Source organism: Polaromonas sp. P1_E11, from assembly GCF_056405995.1.
Genome location: NZ_JBFUBA010000004.1, coordinates 37,217 through 56,122 on the forward strand (window position 1 = coordinate 37,217; position 18,906 = coordinate 56,122).

27 protein-coding genes and 1 tRNA gene are annotated in these 18,906 nt (G+C 58.7%); 4 read left to right on the plus strand and 24 right to left on the minus strand.

Annotated elements, in window-relative coordinates; translation table 11 throughout:
• The first annotated feature begins 48 nt into the window (after positions 1–48).
• From AC1D11_RS15665 to AC1D11_RS15680, 4 genes are read left to right on the plus strand one after another with little or no spacing between them, the layout of a single operon-like run.
• Positions 49–1,230: an acyl-CoA dehydrogenase family protein gene (locus AC1D11_RS15665; RefSeq protein ID WP_477649089.1), complete on the plus strand. Its 1,182-nt coding sequence runs from the start codon at positions 49–51 to the stop codon at positions 1,228–1,230.
• Positions 1,227–2,882, plus strand: a complete 1,656-nt coding sequence (locus tag AC1D11_RS15670) for a benzoate-CoA ligase family protein (RefSeq protein WP_477651100.1) — start codon at positions 1,227–1,229, stop codon at positions 2,880–2,882. Before AC1D11_RS15665 ends, AC1D11_RS15670 begins: the two co-directional genes overlap by 4 nt.
• On the plus strand, positions 2,879–3,319 hold the full coding sequence (locus AC1D11_RS15675; protein WP_477649087.1) for an acyl-CoA thioesterase: 441 nt from the start codon (positions 2,879–2,881) through the stop codon (positions 3,317–3,319). Before AC1D11_RS15670 ends, AC1D11_RS15675 begins: the two co-directional genes overlap by 4 nt.
• Positions 3,316–3,711 (plus strand): RidA family protein, encoded by a 396-nt coding sequence (locus AC1D11_RS15680; protein WP_477649086.1) that lies wholly within the window; start codon positions 3,316–3,318, stop codon positions 3,709–3,711. Before AC1D11_RS15675 ends, AC1D11_RS15680 begins: the two co-directional genes overlap by 4 nt.
• Positions 3,712–3,855: 144 nt before the next feature.
• On the opposite strand, the gene AC1D11_RS15685 is transcribed toward AC1D11_RS15680, so the two are convergent.
• From AC1D11_RS15685 to AC1D11_RS15800, 24 genes are all read right to left on the minus strand, one after another.
• Positions 3,856–3,932, minus strand: a tRNA-Met gene (locus AC1D11_RS15685).
• Between the two features lie 18 nt (positions 3,933–3,950).
• A complete protein-coding gene (gene rplQ, locus AC1D11_RS15690) occupies positions 3,951–4,352 on the minus strand; it encodes a 50S ribosomal protein L17 (protein ID WP_122954335.1) in 402 nt (133 codons plus the stop codon).
• Between the two features lie 85 nt (positions 4,353–4,437).
• The gene (locus tag AC1D11_RS15695; RefSeq protein ID WP_122954336.1) at positions 4,438–5,427 is read right to left on the minus strand and encodes a DNA-directed RNA polymerase subunit alpha; all 990 of its coding nucleotides are present in this window, start codon (positions 5,425–5,427) and stop codon (positions 4,438–4,440) included.
• A gap of 95 nt (positions 5,428–5,522) precedes the next feature.
• Positions 5,523–6,146, minus strand: a complete 624-nt coding sequence (gene rpsD, locus AC1D11_RS15700; RefSeq protein WP_457281392.1) for a 30S ribosomal protein S4 — start codon at positions 6,144–6,146, stop codon at positions 5,523–5,525.
• 132 nt (positions 6,147–6,278) lie between these two features.
• Positions 6,279–6,683, minus strand: coding sequence for a 30S ribosomal protein S11 (gene rpsK, locus AC1D11_RS15705; RefSeq protein ID WP_007869288.1), 405 nt, complete (start codon positions 6,681–6,683; stop codon positions 6,279–6,281).
• A 13-nt stretch (positions 6,684–6,696) separates the two neighbouring features.
• The gene (gene rpsM / locus AC1D11_RS15710; protein WP_074579313.1) at positions 6,697–7,062 is read right to left on the minus strand and encodes a 30S ribosomal protein S13; all 366 of its coding nucleotides are present in this window, start codon (positions 7,060–7,062) and stop codon (positions 6,697–6,699) included.
• A 24-nt stretch (positions 7,063–7,086) separates the two neighbouring features.
• Positions 7,087–7,200, minus strand: coding sequence for a 50S ribosomal protein L36 (gene rpmJ / locus AC1D11_RS15715; protein ID WP_028820150.1), 114 nt, complete (start codon positions 7,198–7,200; stop codon positions 7,087–7,089).
• A gap of 30 nt (positions 7,201–7,230) precedes the next feature.
• On the minus strand, positions 7,231–7,449 hold the full coding sequence (gene infA / locus AC1D11_RS15720) for a translation initiation factor IF-1 (protein WP_007869286.1): 219 nt from the start codon (positions 7,447–7,449) through the stop codon (positions 7,231–7,233).
• Between the two features lie 18 nt (positions 7,450–7,467).
• Complete coding sequence (gene secY / locus AC1D11_RS15725; RefSeq protein WP_348045246.1) at positions 7,468–8,787, minus strand: preprotein translocase subunit SecY; 1,320 nt, start codon at positions 8,785–8,787, stop codon at positions 7,468–7,470.
• A gap of 19 nt (positions 8,788–8,806) precedes the next feature.
• Positions 8,807–9,238 carry a 50S ribosomal protein L15 gene (gene rplO / locus AC1D11_RS15730; RefSeq protein ID WP_122954339.1) on the minus strand — a complete coding sequence of 144 codons (432 nt, stop codon included), beginning with the start codon at positions 9,236–9,238 and terminating at the stop codon, positions 8,807–8,809.
• Between the two features lie 13 nt (positions 9,239–9,251).
• Entirely contained in the window at positions 9,252–9,434 is a 183-nt protein-coding gene (gene rpmD / locus AC1D11_RS15735) for a 50S ribosomal protein L30 (protein ID WP_122954340.1), read from the minus strand.
• 13 nt (positions 9,435–9,447) lie between these two features.
• Positions 9,448–9,966 carry a 30S ribosomal protein S5 gene (gene rpsE, locus AC1D11_RS15740; RefSeq protein ID WP_457281394.1) on the minus strand — a complete coding sequence of 173 codons (519 nt, stop codon included), beginning with the start codon at positions 9,964–9,966 and terminating at the stop codon, positions 9,448–9,450.
• 17 nt (positions 9,967–9,983) lie between these two features.
• Positions 9,984–10,349, minus strand: coding sequence for a 50S ribosomal protein L18 (gene rplR, locus AC1D11_RS15745; protein ID WP_457281395.1), 366 nt, complete (start codon positions 10,347–10,349; stop codon positions 9,984–9,986).
• A gap of 11 nt (positions 10,350–10,360) precedes the next feature.
• Positions 10,361–10,894, minus strand: coding sequence for a 50S ribosomal protein L6 (gene rplF, locus AC1D11_RS15750; protein WP_457281396.1), 534 nt, complete (start codon positions 10,892–10,894; stop codon positions 10,361–10,363).
• A 24-nt stretch (positions 10,895–10,918) separates the two neighbouring features.
• Positions 10,919–11,314, minus strand: coding sequence for a 30S ribosomal protein S8 (gene rpsH / locus AC1D11_RS15755; RefSeq protein ID WP_371436766.1), 396 nt, complete (start codon positions 11,312–11,314; stop codon positions 10,919–10,921).
• 17 nt (positions 11,315–11,331) lie between these two features.
• Positions 11,332–11,637, minus strand: coding sequence for a 30S ribosomal protein S14 (gene rpsN / locus AC1D11_RS15760; protein ID WP_188709725.1), 306 nt, complete (start codon positions 11,635–11,637; stop codon positions 11,332–11,334).
• Between the two features lie 8 nt (positions 11,638–11,645).
• Positions 11,646–12,218, minus strand: coding sequence for a 50S ribosomal protein L5 (gene rplE / locus AC1D11_RS15765; RefSeq protein WP_092130238.1), 573 nt, complete (start codon positions 12,216–12,218; stop codon positions 11,646–11,648).
• Between the two features lies 1 nt (position 12,219).
• Positions 12,220–12,540 (minus strand): 50S ribosomal protein L24, encoded by a 321-nt coding sequence (gene rplX / locus AC1D11_RS15770; protein WP_348045257.1) that lies wholly within the window; start codon positions 12,538–12,540, stop codon positions 12,220–12,222.
• A 9-nt stretch (positions 12,541–12,549) separates the two neighbouring features.
• A complete protein-coding gene (rplN, locus tag AC1D11_RS15775) occupies positions 12,550–12,918 on the minus strand; it encodes a 50S ribosomal protein L14 (RefSeq protein WP_007869247.1) in 369 nt (122 codons plus the stop codon).
• 407 nt (positions 12,919–13,325) lie between these two features.
• Positions 13,326–14,912, minus strand: a complete 1,587-nt coding sequence (locus AC1D11_RS15780) for a glycerol-3-phosphate dehydrogenase/oxidase (RefSeq protein WP_477646616.1) — start codon at positions 14,910–14,912, stop codon at positions 13,326–13,328.
• Between the two features lie 131 nt (positions 14,913–15,043).
• Complete coding sequence (locus AC1D11_RS15785) at positions 15,044–16,774, minus strand: ABC transporter substrate-binding protein (protein WP_477646617.1); 1,731 nt, start codon at positions 16,772–16,774, stop codon at positions 15,044–15,046.
• Positions 16,775–16,859: 85 nt separating this feature from the next.
• A complete protein-coding gene (locus tag AC1D11_RS15790; RefSeq protein WP_477646618.1) occupies positions 16,860–17,168 on the minus strand; it encodes a DUF2160 domain-containing protein in 309 nt (102 codons plus the stop codon).
• An 11-nt stretch (positions 17,169–17,179) separates the two neighbouring features.
• Positions 17,180–18,001, minus strand: coding sequence for a carbohydrate ABC transporter permease (locus AC1D11_RS15795; RefSeq protein ID WP_477646619.1), 822 nt, complete (start codon positions 17,999–18,001; stop codon positions 17,180–17,182).
• Entirely contained in the window at positions 17,998–18,888 is an 891-nt protein-coding gene (locus tag AC1D11_RS15800) for a carbohydrate ABC transporter permease (RefSeq protein ID WP_477646620.1), read from the minus strand. Before AC1D11_RS15800 ends, AC1D11_RS15795 begins: the two co-directional genes overlap by 4 nt.
• Positions 18,889–18,906 lie beyond the last annotated feature (18 nt).

Sequence of the window (18,906 nt, forward strand, 5' to 3'; positions counted from 1 at the left end):
AACACGCTCGACGAGTCAGCAAGCCAACCAGGCAAGGATGTTTCAAGCATGAGATCGACCACCGCCCATCTGGCGCTGCCTTTTTTTGACGAAGTTCACCGCGACTTGGGCCAGCGCGTCGCCGACTGGATGCCGCAGCAGCACATCGACGAGAGCGACGACCGCAAGGCCTGCAAGGAGTGGGTGAGCCTGTTGGGCACCAACGGCTGGCTGCGCTACTGCGTGCCCGCGGGCAAGGACGGAGCCCTGGGCGGCGCACTTGAAAAACTGGATTCCCGCGCGCTCGTCATCCTGCGCGAAACGCTGGCCTTTCATTCGCCGCTGGCCGATTTCGCGTTCGCGATGCAAGGGCTGGGCAGCGGCGCGATCACGCTGGCGGGGACGCCGGCACAGCAAGCGGCTTACCTGCCGTTGGTGGCCAGTGGAAAGAAAATCGCGGCCTTCGCCTTGAGCGAACCCGACGCTGGCTCGGACGCCGGTGCCATGGTGACCTCCGCCGCAGACACGGGCGACGGCTGGGCCTTGAATGGCAGCAAGACATGGATCAGCAACGGCGGCATCGCGGATTTTTACGTCACTTTCACCAAGACGGATCCGCAGGCCGGAACGCGCGGCATTACGGCTTTCATCGTCGATGCGGAAAACAAGGGTCTGGACAGCAGCGAACACATCGCCGTCATGGCGCCACACCCGCTGGCCACGCTGAAGTTTGCGCATTGCAAGCTGCCGCGGGACGCGCAGTTGGGCACGCTGCATGGCGGGTTCAAGCTGGCGATGCAGACGCTGGACATCTTCCGCGCCTCCGTGGCCGCCGCCGCGCTGGGCATGGCGCGCCGTGCCCTGGCCGAGGCAGTGCATTTTTCGAAGGAGCGCAAGATGTTCGGCCAGACGCTGGCCGACTTCCAGCTCACGCAGGCCAAGCTCGGCGAGATGGCAGCGCTGATCGATGCGGCCGCGCTGCTAACCTATCGCGCCGCCTGGATGCGCGACGAAAGCGAACGCCTGGGCAGCGGTGCGCGCATCACTGCCGAAGCGGCCATGGCCAAGATGACGGCCACCGAGAACGCCCAGAAGGTCATCGATATGGCGCTGCAGATGCATGGTGGCCTGGGCGTGAAGGTTGGCACCAAGGTGGAAAGCCTGTACCGCGACATACGCTCGTTGCGCATCTACGAAGGCGCGACCGAAGTGCAGCAACTCATCATTGGAAAGGCCGTATTGCAATCATGAGCACCTCTGTCTCCGACTCCATCGAAAGCGTTGCCGCGGTATCGTCCGCACAGACGGACCGCTTTGTACATGACCGTTTGCCGCCGTACGAACAGCTTCCGCGCATGGTGTACGCGCTACCCGAGCTGTGCATACCGGCGCAGGCCAACCTCGTGCAGGCCCTGTTCGACAAGGCGTTTCGGCAGGGGCACGCGGGCAAGCCGCTGCTGCGCTCGGACAAAATCACGCTGAGCTATGCAGATGCACTGGATCGCGTAAACCGCATCGCGCAGGTGCTGACGGAAAACTTCGGCCTGAAGCCCGGCAACCGGGTGTTGCTACGCGGCGGCAACTCGATCGGCATGGCACTGGCCTGGCTGGGCGTGGTGCAGGCCGGGCTGATAGCGGTGGCGACCATGCCGCTGCTGCGCGCCAAGGAGCTGGGCGAGATCATTGAGAAAGCCAGGCCCGCGCTGGCTTTGTGTGATGCCGGCCTGCTGGAAGAGTTACAGGCGGCGCAGGTGCAGAGCGATACGCTGCCCACCATCGTGCCCTTCAACCTGATGGACGCACCGGGCTCGCTCGCAGTGCTGTCGGCGCAGAAGGACGGCAAGTTCACGCCCTGCCCGGTTGCCGCCGACGACATCGCCTTGATGGCTTTCACGTCGGGCACCACAGGCAAGCCCAAAGCCGCGGTACATACGCATCGCGACGTGCTGGCCGCCTGCGAGGCCTGGCCGCGCCACGTGCTCAAGGCAAGGCCGGACGACATCGTCATCGGTTCGCCGCCGTTGGCCTTCACCTTCGGCCTGGGCGGCATGCTGATTTTCCCGATGTGGGCCGGCGCCTCGGTTTACTACCCCTCCATCGCCTATACGCCGGAGGCCATGGTCAAGCTGATCAACCAGGTCGGCGCAACGGTCTGCTACACGGCACCGACGTTTTACCGGCAAATGGCTGCGTTCGCCAAACAGCACGGCGTGCCCGGCTTACGGATGTGCGTGAGTGCCGGCGAGAGCCTGCCTGACGCCACGCGGCAGCTATGGAAGGACGCCACCGGTATTGAAATGATCGACGGCATAGGCGCGACCGAGATGTTCCACATCTTTATTTCCGCTGCCGGCGCCGACGTGCGCCGCGGCGCCATCGGCAAGGTGGTGCCAGGCTACACCGCCAGGGTGGTGGACGACACCGGCACGGAAGTGCCGCGCGGCACCATAGGTAAGCTGGCTGTGGTGGGCCCGACCGGCTGCCGCTACCTCGATGATGCGCGCCAGGGCAACTATGTGAAGGACGGCTGGAACTATCCGGGCGACGCCTTCATGCAGGACGCCGACGGTTATTTCTTCTACCAGGCGCGCGCCGACGACATGATCATCACCGCCGGCTACAACGTGGCGGGCCCGGAAGTGGAAGATGCCCTGCTCAAGCACCCTGCCGTAGCTGAATGCGGCGTGGTGGGTTTGCCCGACGACGACCGGGGGATGGTCGTCAAAGCCTTTGTGGTGCTCAAGCCTGCCCACGCAGCAGATGACGCCATGACAAAAGCCCTGCAAGACCATGTCAAGGCGGCGCTTGCGCCTTTCAAATATCCCCGGCAGATCGAATTCGTGACCAAACTCCCGCGCACCGAAACCGGCAAGCTGCAACGCTTCAAGCTGCGCGAATCATGAAGTTCACCGCGCAAAAGCTCGTCAGGTTTCACCATTGTGATCCGGCCGGCATTGTTTTTTACCCGCAGTTTCTCTATCTATTGCATGAGGTGCAGGAAGACTTCCTGGCGCACATCGGCTTTCCCGAGCATGTCCTGATTGCCGGAGGCACGGGTGTACCGATTGTGGATTTGAAGGTCGAATTTCTGGGTATGTGCCGCCACGGCGACCCACTGACAATTACGCTGGAACTGACGCGCCTTGGCAACGCGAGCATGGGTATGCAGTACGAAATCCATGGCAGCCCAGCCTCGCCAGACGGCGCCGTGGCCATCAAGCTGAAAGCGCATGGCGTGGTGGTCTATTCAGAGCTTCCCCATGGCAAACCCCTGCCGCTTCCCGAACGAATGCGCAACGCCCTGTTACCTTATTTGAAAACATCCTCAGGAAGCTCATGATCAAGAAACTACAACCACCCGGATGGGCCGAGCCCAAAGGTTATGCCAACGGCATCCTTGCACGCGGCGCCCTGCTTTTTGTGGGCGGCCAGATTGGCTGGAATGCGCAGCAACAGTTCGAGAGCGACGATTTCATCGCACAGACGCGCCAGGCGCTGCTGAACATTGCGGCCGTGCTGAAGGCCGGTGGCGCCGGGCCCGAACATATGGTCCGCATGACCTGGTATGTAGTGGACCGCGTCGAGTACGTGGCCAGGCTCAAGGAACTGGGTGGCGTTTACCGCGAAGTCATGGGAAAGAATTTTCCGGCCATGACATGTGTCGAGGTTGCGGCGCTGGTTGAAGACCGCGCCCAGGTCGAAATTGAAGTGACAGCAGTTGTGCCGGACTGAGCAACCGCTATACAGGCCAGCCCCAAGCAATGACTGCCAGTGATGCTACTGGCAGCAGAACCGCTGAACGCCGAATGAAGGCCGGAAAGCAAAACGCCTGCTTGATGCAGGCGTTTTGCTGTTGGCCTTGAGAGGCTAACGTGTTGGTTGCGCGGGCAAGATTTGAACTTACGACCTTTGGGTTATGAGCCCAACGAGCTACCAGGCTGCTCCACCGCGCGGTATGTGTGTATTGTAGCTTACTCTGCCTTGGCCGTGTCAGCTGTAGTGTCTTCCGACACTTCAGGACGATCCACCAGTTCGACCAGCGCCATGGGCGCGTTGTCACCAACGCGGAAACCCATCTTCAGGATACGCGTGTAGCCGCCGGGACGTGCCTTGTAGCGTGGGCCGATCTCAGCGAACAGCTTGACGACCATATCACGATCGCGCAGGCGGTCAAATGCCAGGCGCTTGTTGGCCAGAGTAGGTTCTTTGCCGAGGGTGATCATGGGTTCGACCACGCGGCGCAATTCCTTGGCCTTGGGCAGGGTGGTCTTGATGACTTCGTGCTGCAGCAGCGAATTCATCATGTTGCGCAGCATGGCGAGGCGGTGCTCGCTGGTGCGGTTGAGTTTACGTAATCCGTGTCCGTGGCGCATGATGGTTCCTTTTTTAAAATCCAGGCAGCCGTATCAGGTACTGCCCGTGCGAGATCCCCTTTCAGGCGGGATCTTGTGGTTCAAATTAACGCTTGTCGAGGCCGGCGGGTGGCCAGCTTTCCAGGCGCATACCAAGAGTCAGGCCGCGCGATGCAAGCACTTCCTTGATTTCGTTGAGCGATTTACGGCCCAGGTTCGGCGTCTTCAGCAACTCGTTCTCAGTGCGCTGGATCAGATCGCCGATGTAGTAAATATTTTCCGCTTTGAGGCAGTTCGCCGAACGAACGGTAAGCTCGAGCTCGTCGACAGGGCGCAGCAGGATCGGATCGAACTGCTGCGAGCTGCGCTGAACGGGTGCGTCAAACGCGGCCAGTTCATTGCCTTCGAGCTGCGCGAACACGGCCAGCTGCTCCACCAGGATCTTGGCCGAGGCTCGCACAGCATCTTCAGCCGTCACCGCGCCGTTGGTTTCGATTTCCAGTACAAGCTTGTCGAGGTCGGTGCGCTGCTCAACGCGGGCGCTTTCGACGATGTAGCTCACGCGCTTGACGGGCGAAAACGACGCGTCCAGCACGATGCGGCCGATCGATTTCGGCGACTCATCGCCATAGCGGCGCTGGTTGCCCGGTACGTAGCCGCGGCCGTTTTCCACCTTGATCTGCATGTCGATCTTGCCGCCGTGCGACAGGTTCACGATCACGTGTTCAGGGTTGATGATTTCCACATCGTGCGGGGTCTGGATGTCGGCCGCGGTGACTGGGCCTTCGCCATCTTTGCGCAGGCTCAGCGTGACTTCGTCGCGGTTGTGCAGCTTGAAGACCACGCCCTTGAGGTTCAACAGAATGTTGACGACGTCTTCCTGAACACCGTCGATGGACGAGTACTCGTGCAGAACACCCGCGATGGTGACTTCGGTGGCGGCGTGACCGACCATGGAAGACAACAATACGCGGCGCAACGCGTTGCCCAGCGTATGGCCGTAGCCACGCTCGAACGGCTCCAGAGTCACCTTGGCGCGGTTGGCGCCAAGCTGCTCAACATTAATGGTTTTTGGTTTCAACAAATTGGTCTGCATGCAGTCTTCCTCTCAATACCCTCGGTTCGTTACACCGATAAGGCCGGCGAAGCACACCCTGGCGATACGGTGCCCCGTATCGCAGGAACGAAAAATTAGCGTGAGTACAACTCGACAATCAACGATTCGTTGACGTCGGCGGCAAACTCGTCGCGATCGGGTACCTTCTTGAAGGTGCCTTCTCCCTTGTCGGCATTCACATCGACCCAGGCGGGCAGGCCAACCTGTTTTGCAAGCTCAAGGGCTTCCGTGATGCGGGTCTGCTTCTTCGACTTGTCGCGCACGGCAATGATGTCGCCGGCCTTGACCATGTACGAAGGAATGTTGACAGATCCGCCATTGACCGTGATGGCCTTGTGCGAAACCAGCTGACGCGCTTCAGCACGGGTCGAACCGAAGCCCATGCGATACACAACGTTGTCCAGACGCGACTCAAGAATGAACAGCAGATTGGCGCCGGTATTGCCCTTGCGACGATCCGCTTCTTCGAAATAACGGCGGAACTGCTTTTCGAGCACGCCATACATGCGCTTGACTTTTTGCTTTTCGCGCAATTGCAAGCCGAAATCGGAAGTACGGGTACCGGAGGTACGACCGTGTTGACCCGGCTTGGAGTCGAATTTGGCCTTGTCGCTGATGGCGCGGCGTGCGCTCTTCAGGAACAGGTCGGTGCCTTCACGGCGGGATAGTTTGGCCTTGGGGCCTAGGTAACGTGCCACTTGAATGTCCTTTTGTCATCTGCTGCAATGAATTGCAGGAGCCGGAGGTCGTAACCTGCGGCGGTGGGCTTGGTAAAAATGCCTGGTATCTGACGGGCTGAAACAACCCGCCGGACGCCTGGGCACGGGGAATTAAATGCGGCGGCGCTTTTGCGGGCGGCAGCCGTTGTGCGGAACCGGGGTCACGTCGGCAATCGAATTGATCCGGATGCCGAGTGCGCCCAAAGCGCGAACAGATGATTCACGACCTGGACCAGGACCCTTGATTTCGACGTCAAGATTCTTGATGCCTTGCTCAATGGCGGCACGACCTGCCACTTCGGAAGCGACCTGCGCTGCGAAAGGGGTGGATTTGCGCGAACCCTTGAAACCCTGACCACCGGAAGACGCCCAGGACAAGGCATTGCCCTGGCGATCCGTGATAGTGATGATCGTGTTATTGAAAGAAGCGTGGACGTGGGCGATACCATCCGCCACGTTCTTGCGAACTTTCTTGCGAACGCGTTGTGCGGCGTTATTGCTTGGTGATTTTGCCATGACGACCTCTCAATTATTTCTTCAAAGCTGCAGCGGCCTTGCGCGGGCCCTTGCGGGTACGGGCATTGGTCCGGGTGCGCTGGCCACGCATGGGCAGGCCGCGACGGTGGCGGAAACCACGGTAGCAACCGATGTCCATCAGGCGCTTGATGTTCATCGTGGTTTCACGACGCAGGTCACCCTCGATGGTGAACAGGGCGATCTGCTCACGGATTTTTTCCAGGTCGCCATCGGTCAGATCTTTGACCTTTTTGGCGTAAGCGATGTCACATGCTTCGCAAATTTTGCGAGCGCGCGTGCGACCGATGCCAAAGATAGCAGTCAAGCCGATTTCGGCATGTTGCTGCGGCGGAATATTGATACCAGCGATACGAGCCATGTTCGTCCTCTAAAACTCTTGAAATCAGCCTTGACGCTGTTTGTGACGCGGATCCGTGCAAATCACACGGACAACGCCCTTGCGACGGATAACTTTGCAGTTACGGCAAATTTTCTTGACCGAAGCTGAAACTCTCATTTCTATTACTCCTAAACTTTCACTCTGTGCTTACTTGGCACGGAAAACAATTCGTGCGCGCGATAAATCGTAAGGCGTTAACTCAACCGTTACCTTGTCACCGGGAAGAATGCGGATGTAGTGCATACGCATTTTTCCCGAGATGTGCCCCAGTACAACATGTCCATTTTCCAGCTTCACCCTGAAAGTCGCATTGGGGAGGTTTTCTACAACCTCACCCTGCATCTGGATCACATCGTCTTTAGACATATCCCATCAAATACCCAGTTAACCGCCCAGTGACGTCTTGAAGTTCGCCTTTTTAAGCAACGACTCATACTGTTGCGACATCATGTAGTTCTGTACCTGGGCCATGAAATCCATGGTCACCACGACAATAATCATCAACGACGTACCGCCAAAATAAAACGGCACGTTGTATTTCAAAATCAAAAACTCCGGCAACAGGCACACGAATGTGATGTAAACCGCACCTGCAAGCGTCAAACGCACCAGGATTTTGTCAATGTAGCGGGCTGTCTGATCACCCGGCCGAATTCCCGGAATGAACGCACCGCTCTTTTTCAGGTTGTCTGCCGTTTCACGACTGTTGAACACCAGCGCCGTATAGAAGAAGCAGAAGAACACAATCGCGCTGGCGTACAGCATCACATAGATGGGCTGGCCCGGCGTCAGCGTGCTGGCAATGTCTTTGAGCCAGCGCATGCTTTCACCGGTGCTAAACCAGCCCACAACCGTGGCAGGCAGCAAAATGATCGATGAAGCGAAAATCGGTGGGATCACGCCCGCCATGTTCAACTTCAGCGGCAAGTGCGATGACTGTCCACCGTAAACCTTGTTACCCACCTGGCGCCGCGCATAGTTCACAAGAATCTTGCGCTGCCCACGCTCTACGAACACCACGAAATAGGTCACCAGCACGACCACCGCGACGATCACAATGGCCACCAGAATGCTCATCGCGCCAGTACGCACCAGTTCCAGCAAACCGCCCATCGCATTCGGCAAACCGGCCGCGATACCCGCGAAAATCAGGATCGAAATACCGTTACCCAAACCGCGCTCTGTAATCTGCTCACCCAGCCACATCAGGAACATCGTGCCGGCCGTCAGGCTGAACACTGCCGTCATGCGAAAACCAAAGCCGGGTGCCAACACCAGGCCTGGCGAGCTTTCCAGCGCCACGGCAATGCCCATAGACTGGAACAGTGCCAAAGCCAGCGTGCCGTAACGCGTGTACTGCGTAATCTTGCGTCGGCCGCTTTCGCCTTCTTTTTTCATCTGCTCGAACGTCGGAACGACGTACGTCAGCAGCTGCATGATGATCGATGCCGAGATGTACGGCATGATGCCCAAGGCAAAAACCGTAAAGCGCGACAGGGCCCCACCAGAAAACATATTGAACAGGTTCAATATGCCGCCTTGTTGGCCCTTGAACAGCTCTTTGAGCTGGCCAGGATCAATCCCCGGCACCGGGATGTGCGCGCCAATGCGGTACACCACGAGAGCCAGCAGCAAAAACACAAGCCGGTTGCGCAAATCACCGTACTTGCCGGTCTTCGCAATTTGAGCTGAGTTGGTTGCCACTGAGTTTCCAGTCAGGTATTTAAGCGACAGAGCCGCCGGCGGCTTCAATAATGGCCTTGGCACCCGCCGTGGCGGAAATACCGTTCAGCTTGACAGCCTTGGACAGTTCACCCGACTTGATGACCTTGACGTTCTTGGCAAGCTGGCCCACCAGGCCGGCAGTCTTCAGTGCCAGCAGATCGACTTCAGCCAGACCCAGCTGCTCCAGCGCACTCAGGGTAACCTCGGCGTTGAACTTGAGCAGATGCGACTTGAAGCCACGCTTTGGCAAACGGCGCTGCATAGGCATTTGACCGCCTTCGAAGCCCACCTTGTGGTAGCCACCAGCACGTGATTTCTGACCTTTATGGCCGCGTCCAGATGTTTTACCCAGACCGGAGCCAATGCCACGACCGACGCGTCGCTTGGCATGTTTGGCGCCTTGGCCAGGCTTGATTCCGTTCAATTCCATTTTGAGTCTCCGCTCAGACAATCTTGACCAGATAGCTGATCTTGTTGATCATGCCGCGCACTGCGGGCGTATCCTGCAATTCGCTGACGCTGTTGACGCCACGAAGGCCCAGACCGCGCACAGTGGCGCGATGCGATTCCTTGGTGCCAATCGGGCTGCGAACCAGCTGGACTTTGACTTTGGTTTCTTTGGTCATTTTCAATGCCGCCTTAGCCGAAGATCTCTTCGACCGATTTGCCACGTTTGGCCGCAATTTCAGAAGCGGTCGTGGAATTGTTCAGTGCATCCATGGTGGCGCGCACCATGTTGTAAGGGTTGCTCGAACCATGGCTCTTCGCCACGATGTCGGTGATGCCCATGACTTCGAAAACGGCGCGCATTGGACCGCCAGCGATGATGCCGGTACCCTTGGGAGCCGGCGCCATCATGACGCTGGCTGCACCGTGGTGGCCGAAAACATTGTGGTGAATGGTGCCGTTTTTCAACGAAACCTTGGTCATGTTGCGGCGCGCTTCTTCCATCGCTTTTTGCACGGCTGCCGGCACTTCTTTCGACTTGCCTTTGCCCATGCCGACGCGGCCATCGCCGTCACCCACGACGGTCAACGCGGCGAAACCGAGGATACGACCGCCCTTTACGACTTTGGTCACGCGGTTGACCGCGATCATTTTTTCCTTCAGACCATCGTCTGGAGCGTCGTTTTGCTGTTTTGCTTGAAACTTAGCCATACTTAATTCCAGTCTGCTTAGAACTGCAAACCAGCTTCGCGAGCCGCCTCAGCCAGCGCTTTGACGCGGCCGTGGTACGCAAAACCGGCGCGATCAAACGCCACTTTTTCAACACCTGCTGCTTTTGCCTTTTCGGCAATGCGTTTGCCAATGGCTTGCGCAGCAGCAACGTTTCCACCTTTACCCGAAGCGCCGATTTCCTTGCGGACTTCCACTTCCGCGGTGGAAGCAGCAGCCAGGACCTTGGTGCCGTCGCCAGAAATAACGCTGGCATAGATGTGCAGATTGGTGCGATTCACGGTCAAACGGGCAACACCTTGCGTGGCAATGCGAATGCGGGTTTGGCGTGAACGACGAAGGCGCTGCTCTTTTTTGGTCAACATGATGCAGCTCCTTATTTCTTCTTGGTTTCTTTGATCGTGATCTTCTCATCCACATAGCGGATGCCCTTGCCTTTGTAAGGCTCGGGAGGACGAACAGCACGAACTTCAGCGGCGATCTGGCCGACGCGCTGGCGGTCGGAACCCTTGATCACCACTTCCGTGGGAGTCGGGGTTGCAACGGTGATGCCAGCAGGCATGTCCATGATCACAGGGTGCGAATACCCCACGGTCAGGTTCAGCTTGGCGCCCTGGGCCTGGGCCTTGTAGCCCACGCCGACCAGGCTCAATTTTTTCTCAAAACCCTTGGTGACACCCGTCACCATGTTGTTCACGAGCTGGCGCATCGTGCCGCTCATGGCATTGGCTTCACGCGAATCATTGGCCGGCACAAAAGTCAGCTTGCCTGCATCGTTCTTGATGGTGACAAGCGCATTCTGCGTCAGCGCCAGGGTGCCGAGAGCGCCCTTGACATTGATCTGGTCTGCTTTCATGGCCACGTCCACACCCTGAGGTACGGTCACTGGCATTTTTCCTACACGAGACATTTCAGTTTCTCCTCAATGCCGCCGTTAGGCCACGTAGCAAAGCACTTCACCACCGATACCGGTAGCGCGGGCTTTACGATCGGTCATGACGCCTTGCGGGGTCGTGACAATTGCCACACCAAGGCCATTCATGACCTGGGGGATGGCGCCATGGCCTTTGTAAACACGAAGGCCGGGGCGGCTGACGCGCTCGATGCGCTCAATCACGGGCTTGCCTGCGTAATACTTCAGGGCGATTTCCAGCTGGGACTTGCCTTCGTCGGTCTTCACGGAGAAGCCATCAATGTAGCCCTCATCCTTCAGAACCTGCGCGATGGCAACTTTGACTTTTGACGAAGGCACCAGCACAACGGCTTTTTCAACCATTTGCGCATTGCGGATGCGGGTCAACATGTCGGCGATAGGATCACTCATGCTCATTTTGTGTTCTCCTATGCTTACCAGCTTGCCTTGGTGATACCAGGGATATCACCAGCAAATGCCAACTCACGGATCTTGGCGCGAGCCAGACCGAATTGACGGAAAGTACCGCGCGGGCGGCCCGTGATCGCGCAGCGGTTACGCTGGCGGGTCGGGTTCGCATTGCGGGGCAGTTTTTGCAGCTCGAGGCGAGCCAGCTGACGCTCTTCGTCAGAGCGCTTGGCGTCGTTGGACGTCGCCTTGAGTTCAGCGTATTTCTTGGCGAACTTCGCGGCGAGTTTCTCGCGCTTCAGTTCACGTTGCAGTAAAGCTTGTTTTGCCATGTCCCGCCTCAGTTCTTGAACGGAAAACGGAAGGCGGTGAGGAGTGCCTTGCACTCTTCATCGGTCTTTGCCGTTGTGGTGATGCTGATATTCAGGCCACGCAAGGCATCAACCTTGTCGTACTCGATCTCAGGGAAAATAATCTGCTCTTTCACGCCGATGTTGTAGTTTCCGCGGCCATCGAAGGCCCGGCCGGAAATACCGCGGAAGTCACGCACGCGGGGCAGGGCCACGGTGACGAAACGATCGAGGAACTCATACATCTTCACGCCGCGCAGGGTAACCATGCAGCCGATAGGCAAATCTTCGCGGATCTTGAAACCGGCGATAGCCTTCTTGGCCTTGGTCACAACAGGCTTCTGACCGGCAATCTTGGTCATGTCGCCAACGGCGTTGTCCATGACCTTCTTGTCGGCAACAGCCTCGCTCACACCCATGTTGAGCGTGATCTTGGTGATGCGGGGAACCTGCATGGGCGAGGTATAGCCGAATTTTTCAATCAGGCCGGGGGCGATTTTTTCGCGGTACTGAGCTTGCAGGCGGGCCTGCGAAGCAGCTTGTACAGGTGCGGTCTTTGCCATGTTATGCAACCTTGATTTCTTCGCCACTGGACTTGAAGACGCGCACTTTCTTGCCGTCTGCCAGGAGCTTGATGCCAACGCGATCCGCCTTGCCGGTAGCGGCATTGAAAATTGCCACGTTCGACTGGTGAATCGGCATGCTTTTTTCGACGATGCCGCCAGTGGTGCCCTTGAGCGGGTTGGGCTTGGTGTGTTTTTTCACCAGATTGATCCCGTCCACCAGCACATAGCTGTCGTCTTTACGCAGCGAAATCTTGCCGCGCTTGCCTTTGTCGCGACCAGCGATCACGATGATCTCGTCGCCTTTACGGATTTTGTTCATGGCGAGTCCTTACAGAACTTCAGGAGCCAGGGACACGATCTTCATGAACTTTTCAGTGCGCAGCTCGCGCGTCACTGGTCCGAAGATGCGGGTGCCGATTGGCTCCAGCTTGGCGTTAAGCAACACTGCTGCGTTGCCGTCGAATTTGACGAGGGAGCCATCGCCACGGCGAATGCCTTTGGCGGTGCGAACGACCACAGCACTGTAAACCTCGCCTTTTTTGACGCGGCCACGCGGAGCGGCTTCTTTGATGCTCACCTTGATGACGTCACCAACGCTGGCGTACCGGCGCTTGGAGCCGCCCAGAACCTTGATGCACATCACGGACTTGGCACCCGTGTTGTCAGCAACATCGAGCTTGGATTGCGTTTGAATCATTTAAATGTGTTCCCAACTTGCACCGGAAGGCAACCCCTTGGGATTACCAGCCAATCAGTCTTGGGCCCGTCGTCCACACCGCAAACCACTTGCAATGCTTCCGTTAGGCAGAATTCCTCGCCTTTTAGAGCGAAGCCCACGATTATCACTAAATCATTTCTGGCTGTCAACCGACTGTTGCGAAATAACCGGTAACGCCACTCAGCCGAGGCTTATACCGGATCGCGCCAGATAGCTCTATTGAGCACAAAATATGTCTCAGGGCCAATATGGACAAGCGCAAGCAGCTATTTATTTGATAGCAAAAATGATGGCCCCCGGCCGTTATTGCCGCAAACCGCCAAGCTAAGCAGGAAAAGGCTTTAGCCATGTTACCCATGGTTTTTGCCGCCCCATCCGGCCTTCCCTCAGCCTGGCAGACTTAGGTATTGAGTACAAAGCGCGACAAAATCCTCCAGTTGCGGGTCGGTCCCGTTTTCCTCCCGGAGCAGGGTTGCCACCTCGGGCGCCAGCGTCCTGGCCAGCGCCGCGTCAAGGAATAGCAAACGGGAACGGCGGGCCAGCACGTCTTCAACGGTACGGGCGTATTCATGACGGGCGGCGAATCGCACCATGGCCTCAGTCAGCCCGCCGCCGAGCTCCCTCCCGGCACCCGGCAAGCCCTCCACCACAGCAGATTCGCTTCCATACAGATGAATACCGGGACTTTCGCTGATTTTTCGGCTTGAAGACTGAGCACCCACTAACTTCAGTTGGGTGGTGGCGTCTCCCGGGCGAGAGGACAGCAACGCCGCGCCAAAACACTTTGCCAGGACATCTTCAGCCATTGCCCGGTAGGTTGTCCACTTGCCGCCGGTCACCGTGACCAGGCCGCTTTTGCTGACCAACACCGTGTGTTCCCGCGACAAGGCCTGGGTACTGCCGGCGTCGTCATCCGGCGGCTTGACCAGGGGCCGCAACCCCACCCAGATGCTTTTGATGTCAGCCGGACCGGGAGCCCGGCTCAAGTAGCGGGCTGATTCGCGCAAGATGAAGTCGACTTCTTCCCGGAAAGGCAACGGCTCACGCGCCAGGTCGTGGCGCGGCGTGTCCGTGGTCCCCAAAATGGTTTTACCCAGCCATGGCACGGCAAACAGCACCCGGCCGTCGGCCGTCTTGGGCACCAACAGGGCGTGGTCGCCAGGCAAAAACGAGCGGTCCACCACAATATGAACACCCTGGCTGGGCGCCACCATGGGCTTGGCATCCCGCCCTATGGCTTGCCCATCCTGGAGCCGCAGCTGGTCCACCCAGACGCCAGCCGCGTTCACCACACAGTTGGCGCGGATTTCGAATGTGCGGTCCGTTTCCTGGTCCCGTGCGTGCAGGCCGACCAGCTTGCCGCGCTCATGGATCAGGCCCGTTGCCGCGCAGTAATTCACCAGCAACGCGCCCTGGCGTGCCGCGGTGCGGGCCAACGCCAACGCCAGCCGCGCGTCGTCAAACTGGCCATCCCAGTACTTGACGCCGCCCTTGAGCCCTTGGGCCTGCACCGTCGGCAGGCAGGCAAGGGTTTCTTGCCGGTTCAGGAATTCAGTGGCGCCCAGGCCCGCCTTGCCAGCCAGCGCGTCATACATCTTGAGCCCGATACCGTAGAACGGCGCCTCCCAGAACTTGTAGGAAGGCATGACAAAGGGCAAGGGCTGCGCCAGATGCGGTGCGTTGGCCAGCAGCGTGGTGCGTTCGTGCAAGGCCTCACGCACCAGCGAGATATTGCCCTGCGCGAGGTAGCGCACGCCGCCATGCACCAGCTTGGTGGCGCGGGACGATGTGCCCTTCGCAAAGTCGTGCGATTCGACCAGCACGACGGAAAACCCGCGGGCGGCCGCATCCAGTGCGACTCCAAGGCCGGTAGCGCCGCCGCCAATGATCGCGATGTCGTAGTGGTGCGGCTCGGCAAGCCGGGCCATCAAATCCTGGCGCCGCGTTTGCGCGGGCGCTAATTCAGTCGTCATGGGCTTTGCTTCCCGTTTTCATACAAACCCATTGGTAAAAGAGCGCCGAGCTTACCTCGGCGCTTGTTGCGATAACCAGAATCCTGCAAAAAGCGGGCCGTACGGCGCTTGCGCGCTGCACGGCCACGCGATCAGCGTACTTTTCCGTCTTTCCAGGCCTGCAACAACTTGTCGTAGTTGATGGTTTCACCCTTGGGCTTTTCATTAGCCAGCTTGGCCCATGGTGCACCCTTGTCGCTCAGCCACTTGGCCGGGTCACCCTTGGGATTGAGCTTGGGCGCGCAATGGGCCATGCCCGCGCGCTCCAGGCGCCCCATTACCTGATCCATCTCGTCGGCCAGCGTGTCCATCGCGCCTTGCGGCGTCTTTTCACCCGTCACAGCCTGGGCCACGTTCTTCCACCACAGCTGCGCCAGCTTGGGGTAGTCGGGCACGTTGTTGCCGGTCGGTGTCCAGGCCACGCGGGCCGGGCTGCGGTAAAACTCGATCAGGCCGCCGTAATTGGCGGCGTTCTTGGTGAAGTACTCATGGTGGATGTCGCTGTCGCGGATGAAGGTCAGGCCCACCACCGATTTCTTGGCCGAGACGGTCTTGGAGGTGATGAACTGCGCGTACAGCCAGGCGGCCGCCACCTTGTTGGGGTCATGGTCCTTGAAGAAGGTCCAGGAGCCCACGTCCTGGTAGCCGTTTTGCATGCCCTGCTTCCAGTACGGGCCGTTGGGGCCGGGCGCCATGCGCCACTTCGGCGTGCCGTCGGCGTTCACCACAGGCAAGCCCTTCTTGGTCATGTCGGCGGTAAAGGCCGTGTACCAGAAGATCTGCTGGGCGATCTGTCCCTGGGCCGGCACCGGACCGGCTTCGCCAAAGGTCATGCCGCTGGCCTCCTTGGGCGCGTACTTCTTCATCCAGTCCACATACTTGGTCAGTGCGTAAACCGCGGCCGGCGAATTGGTGGCGCCGCCGCGCGAAACCGAAGCGCCCACCGGCGTGCACTTGTCGGCCGCCACGCGAATGCCCCACTCGTCCACCGGCATGCCGTTGGGAATGCCCTTGTCGGCGGTTCCCGCCATGGACAGCCAGGCGTCGGTAAAGCGCCAGCCCAACGAGGGGTCCTTCTTGCCGTAATCCATGTGGCCATAAATGGGCTTGCCGTCTATGGTTTTCACGTCGTTAGTGAAGAACTCGGCGATGTCCTCATAGGCGCTCCAGTTCAGCGGCACGCCCAAGTCGTAACCGTATTTGGCCTTGAACTTGTCCTGCAAGTCCTTGCGCGCGAACAGGTCGGCACGGAACCAGTACAGGTTGGCGAACTGCTGGTCGGGCAACTGGTAGAGCTTGCCGTCAGGCGCCGTGGTGAAGCTGGTGCCGATGAAATCCTTGAGGTCCAGGCCCGGGTTGGTGTATTCCTTGCCCGCACCGGTCATGTAGTCGGACAGCGCCAGAATCTTGCCGTAGCGGTAGTGGGTGCCGATCAGGTCGGAGTCAGAAATCCAGCCGTCGTAAATCGACTTGCCCGACTGCATGGAAGTCTGCAGTTTTTCAACCACGTCGCCTTCCTGAATGATGTCATGCTTGACCTTGATACCGGTGATTTCCTCGAAGGCTTTTGCCAACGTCTTCGATTCGTACTCGTGGGTCGTGATGGTCTCGGACACGACTGAGATTTCCTTCACTCCCTTCGCCTGCAGCTTCTTGGCCGCGTCAATGAACCACTTCATTTCCGCCTGCTGTTTGTCCTTGCTCAGAGTAGAGGGCTGGAATTCGCTGTCAATCCACTTTTTGGCGGCCGCCTCGTCAGCCCACGCCGGGCTGGCCATGGCACACACTGCGGCCACTGCCAGGGCCGAATAACGCATCTTCATGATTTGTCTCCTCATTGGTTCACTCCCCGTGGTTGAAGGCTTGTTCGGCTCCGGGGAATATGAGCCGGGTTCCTTTTCAAAACTTCTAGCCCTTGCGCATGACAAATGCGAGCAGGGCCATCGACAGCAAAAAGCTGATCCAGATCGACGGATCGCCCTCCAGACCCAGCCACCCCGCCAGCTTGCCGCTGATGCCGACAAAAATCAGGTTGACGTAGGCCGCACTGAGCAGGCCGATAAAAAGCCGGTCACCGCGCGTGGTTTCCAGCGGTAAAAAGCCGCGCCGCATGGCCGTCGGGGATTTCAATTCCCATACCGTCATGCCCACCAGCATCAGCACGATGCAGGTGAAGAAAATTGCCACAGGCGTCGTCCAGGCCATCCACTCAAACATATTCACTCCTTCTAGACCCTGCCCATGGCAAAGCCCTTGGCGATGTAGTTGCGCACAAACCAGATCACGATGGCGCCCGGCACGATGGTCAGCACACCGGCCGCCGCCAGCGTGGCCCAGTCCATGCCGGATGCCGACACCGTCCGTGTCATGGTCGCGACGATGGGCTTGGCGTTGACGCTGGTCAGCGTGCGCGCCAGCAGCAGTTCGACCCAGCTGAACATGAAGCAGAAGAACGCCGCCACGCCGACACCGGCCTTGATGAGTGGCAAGAAGATGCGCACAAAGAAGCGGGGGAAGGAATAGCCGTCGATGTACGCGGTTTCGTCAATCTCGCGCGGGATGCCGCTCATGAAACCCTCCAGGATCCACACCGCCAGCGGCACATTGAACAGCAGGTGCGCCAGAGCCACCGCGATGTGGGTGTCCATCAGTCCCACCGTGGTGTAGAGCTGAAAGAAAGGCAGCAAAAACACCGCCGGCGGCGTCATGCGGTTGGTCAGCAACCAGAAGAACACATGCTTGTCGCCCAGAAAGCTGTAACGCGAGAACGCGTAGGCGGCCGGCAGAGCCACAGTCACCGAAATCACGGTATTGATGGCGACATATATCAGGCTGTTGATGTAGCCCGAATACCAGGAGGGGTCGGTAAAAATGGTCTTGTAGTTGTTCCAGGTGAACTCCTGGGGAAAGAACGAGAAGCTCGACAGAATTTCAGCATTCGTCTTGAAGCTCATGTTGACCATCCAGTAGATGGGCAGCAGCGCGAACAGGATGTACGCGATCAGGAACAGCGTGCGCGCCTGGAACCTGGGTGCGTTGAGTGAATTCATTCCACGCCCTCCTTCTCTTGCGTACCGACACGCTGCATCCAGTTGTAGAGGATGAAGCACAGCAGCAGGATGATCAAAAAGTAAATCAGCGAGAAAGCCGCCGCCGGGCCCAGGTCGAACTGGCCGACGGCTTTTTGCGTGAGGTATTGCGAAAGGAAGGTTGTGGCATTGCCCGGCCCGCCGCCCGTCAGCACAAAAGGCTCGGTGTAAATCATGAAGCTGTCCATGAAGCGCAGCAGCACGGCAATCATCAGCACGCCACGCATCTTGGGCAGCTGGATGTAGCGGAACACCGCAAATTTACTGGCACCGTCAATGCGTGCGGCCTGGTAGTAAGCGTCCGGAATCGAACGCAAGCCTGCGTAGCCCAGCAGCGCCACCAACGGCGTCCAGTGCCACACGTCCATCAGCAGCACCGTCACCCAGGCATGCACGGCATTGCCGGTGTAGCTGTAGTCAAATCCCATCTTTTGCAGCATGGCGCCCAAAAGGCCAATGTCGGCCCGCCCATAGATCTGCCAGATGGTGCCCACCACATTCCAGGGGATCAGCAGCGACAGCGCGACCAGCACCAGCACCAGCGAAGCCTTCCAGCCCTGCGCTGGCATCGACAGCGCCAGCGCGATGCCCAGGGGAATTTCGACTGCGAGCACCGCCAGAGAGAAGGTGAGCTGCCGCCACAGCGCTGCATGCAGTTCTTCGTCGCGCATCACCGAAGCAAACCATTCGGTGCCGACAAACACACGGCGCTCCGGCGAAATGATGTCCTGCACCGAATAGTTGACCACCGTCATGAGCGGCAGGATGGCAGAAAACGCCACGCAGATGATGACCGGCAGCACCAGCAGCCAGGCCTTCTGGTTAACAGGTTTCGTCGTCGTACTCATGGATTTACCCCCAAGCTT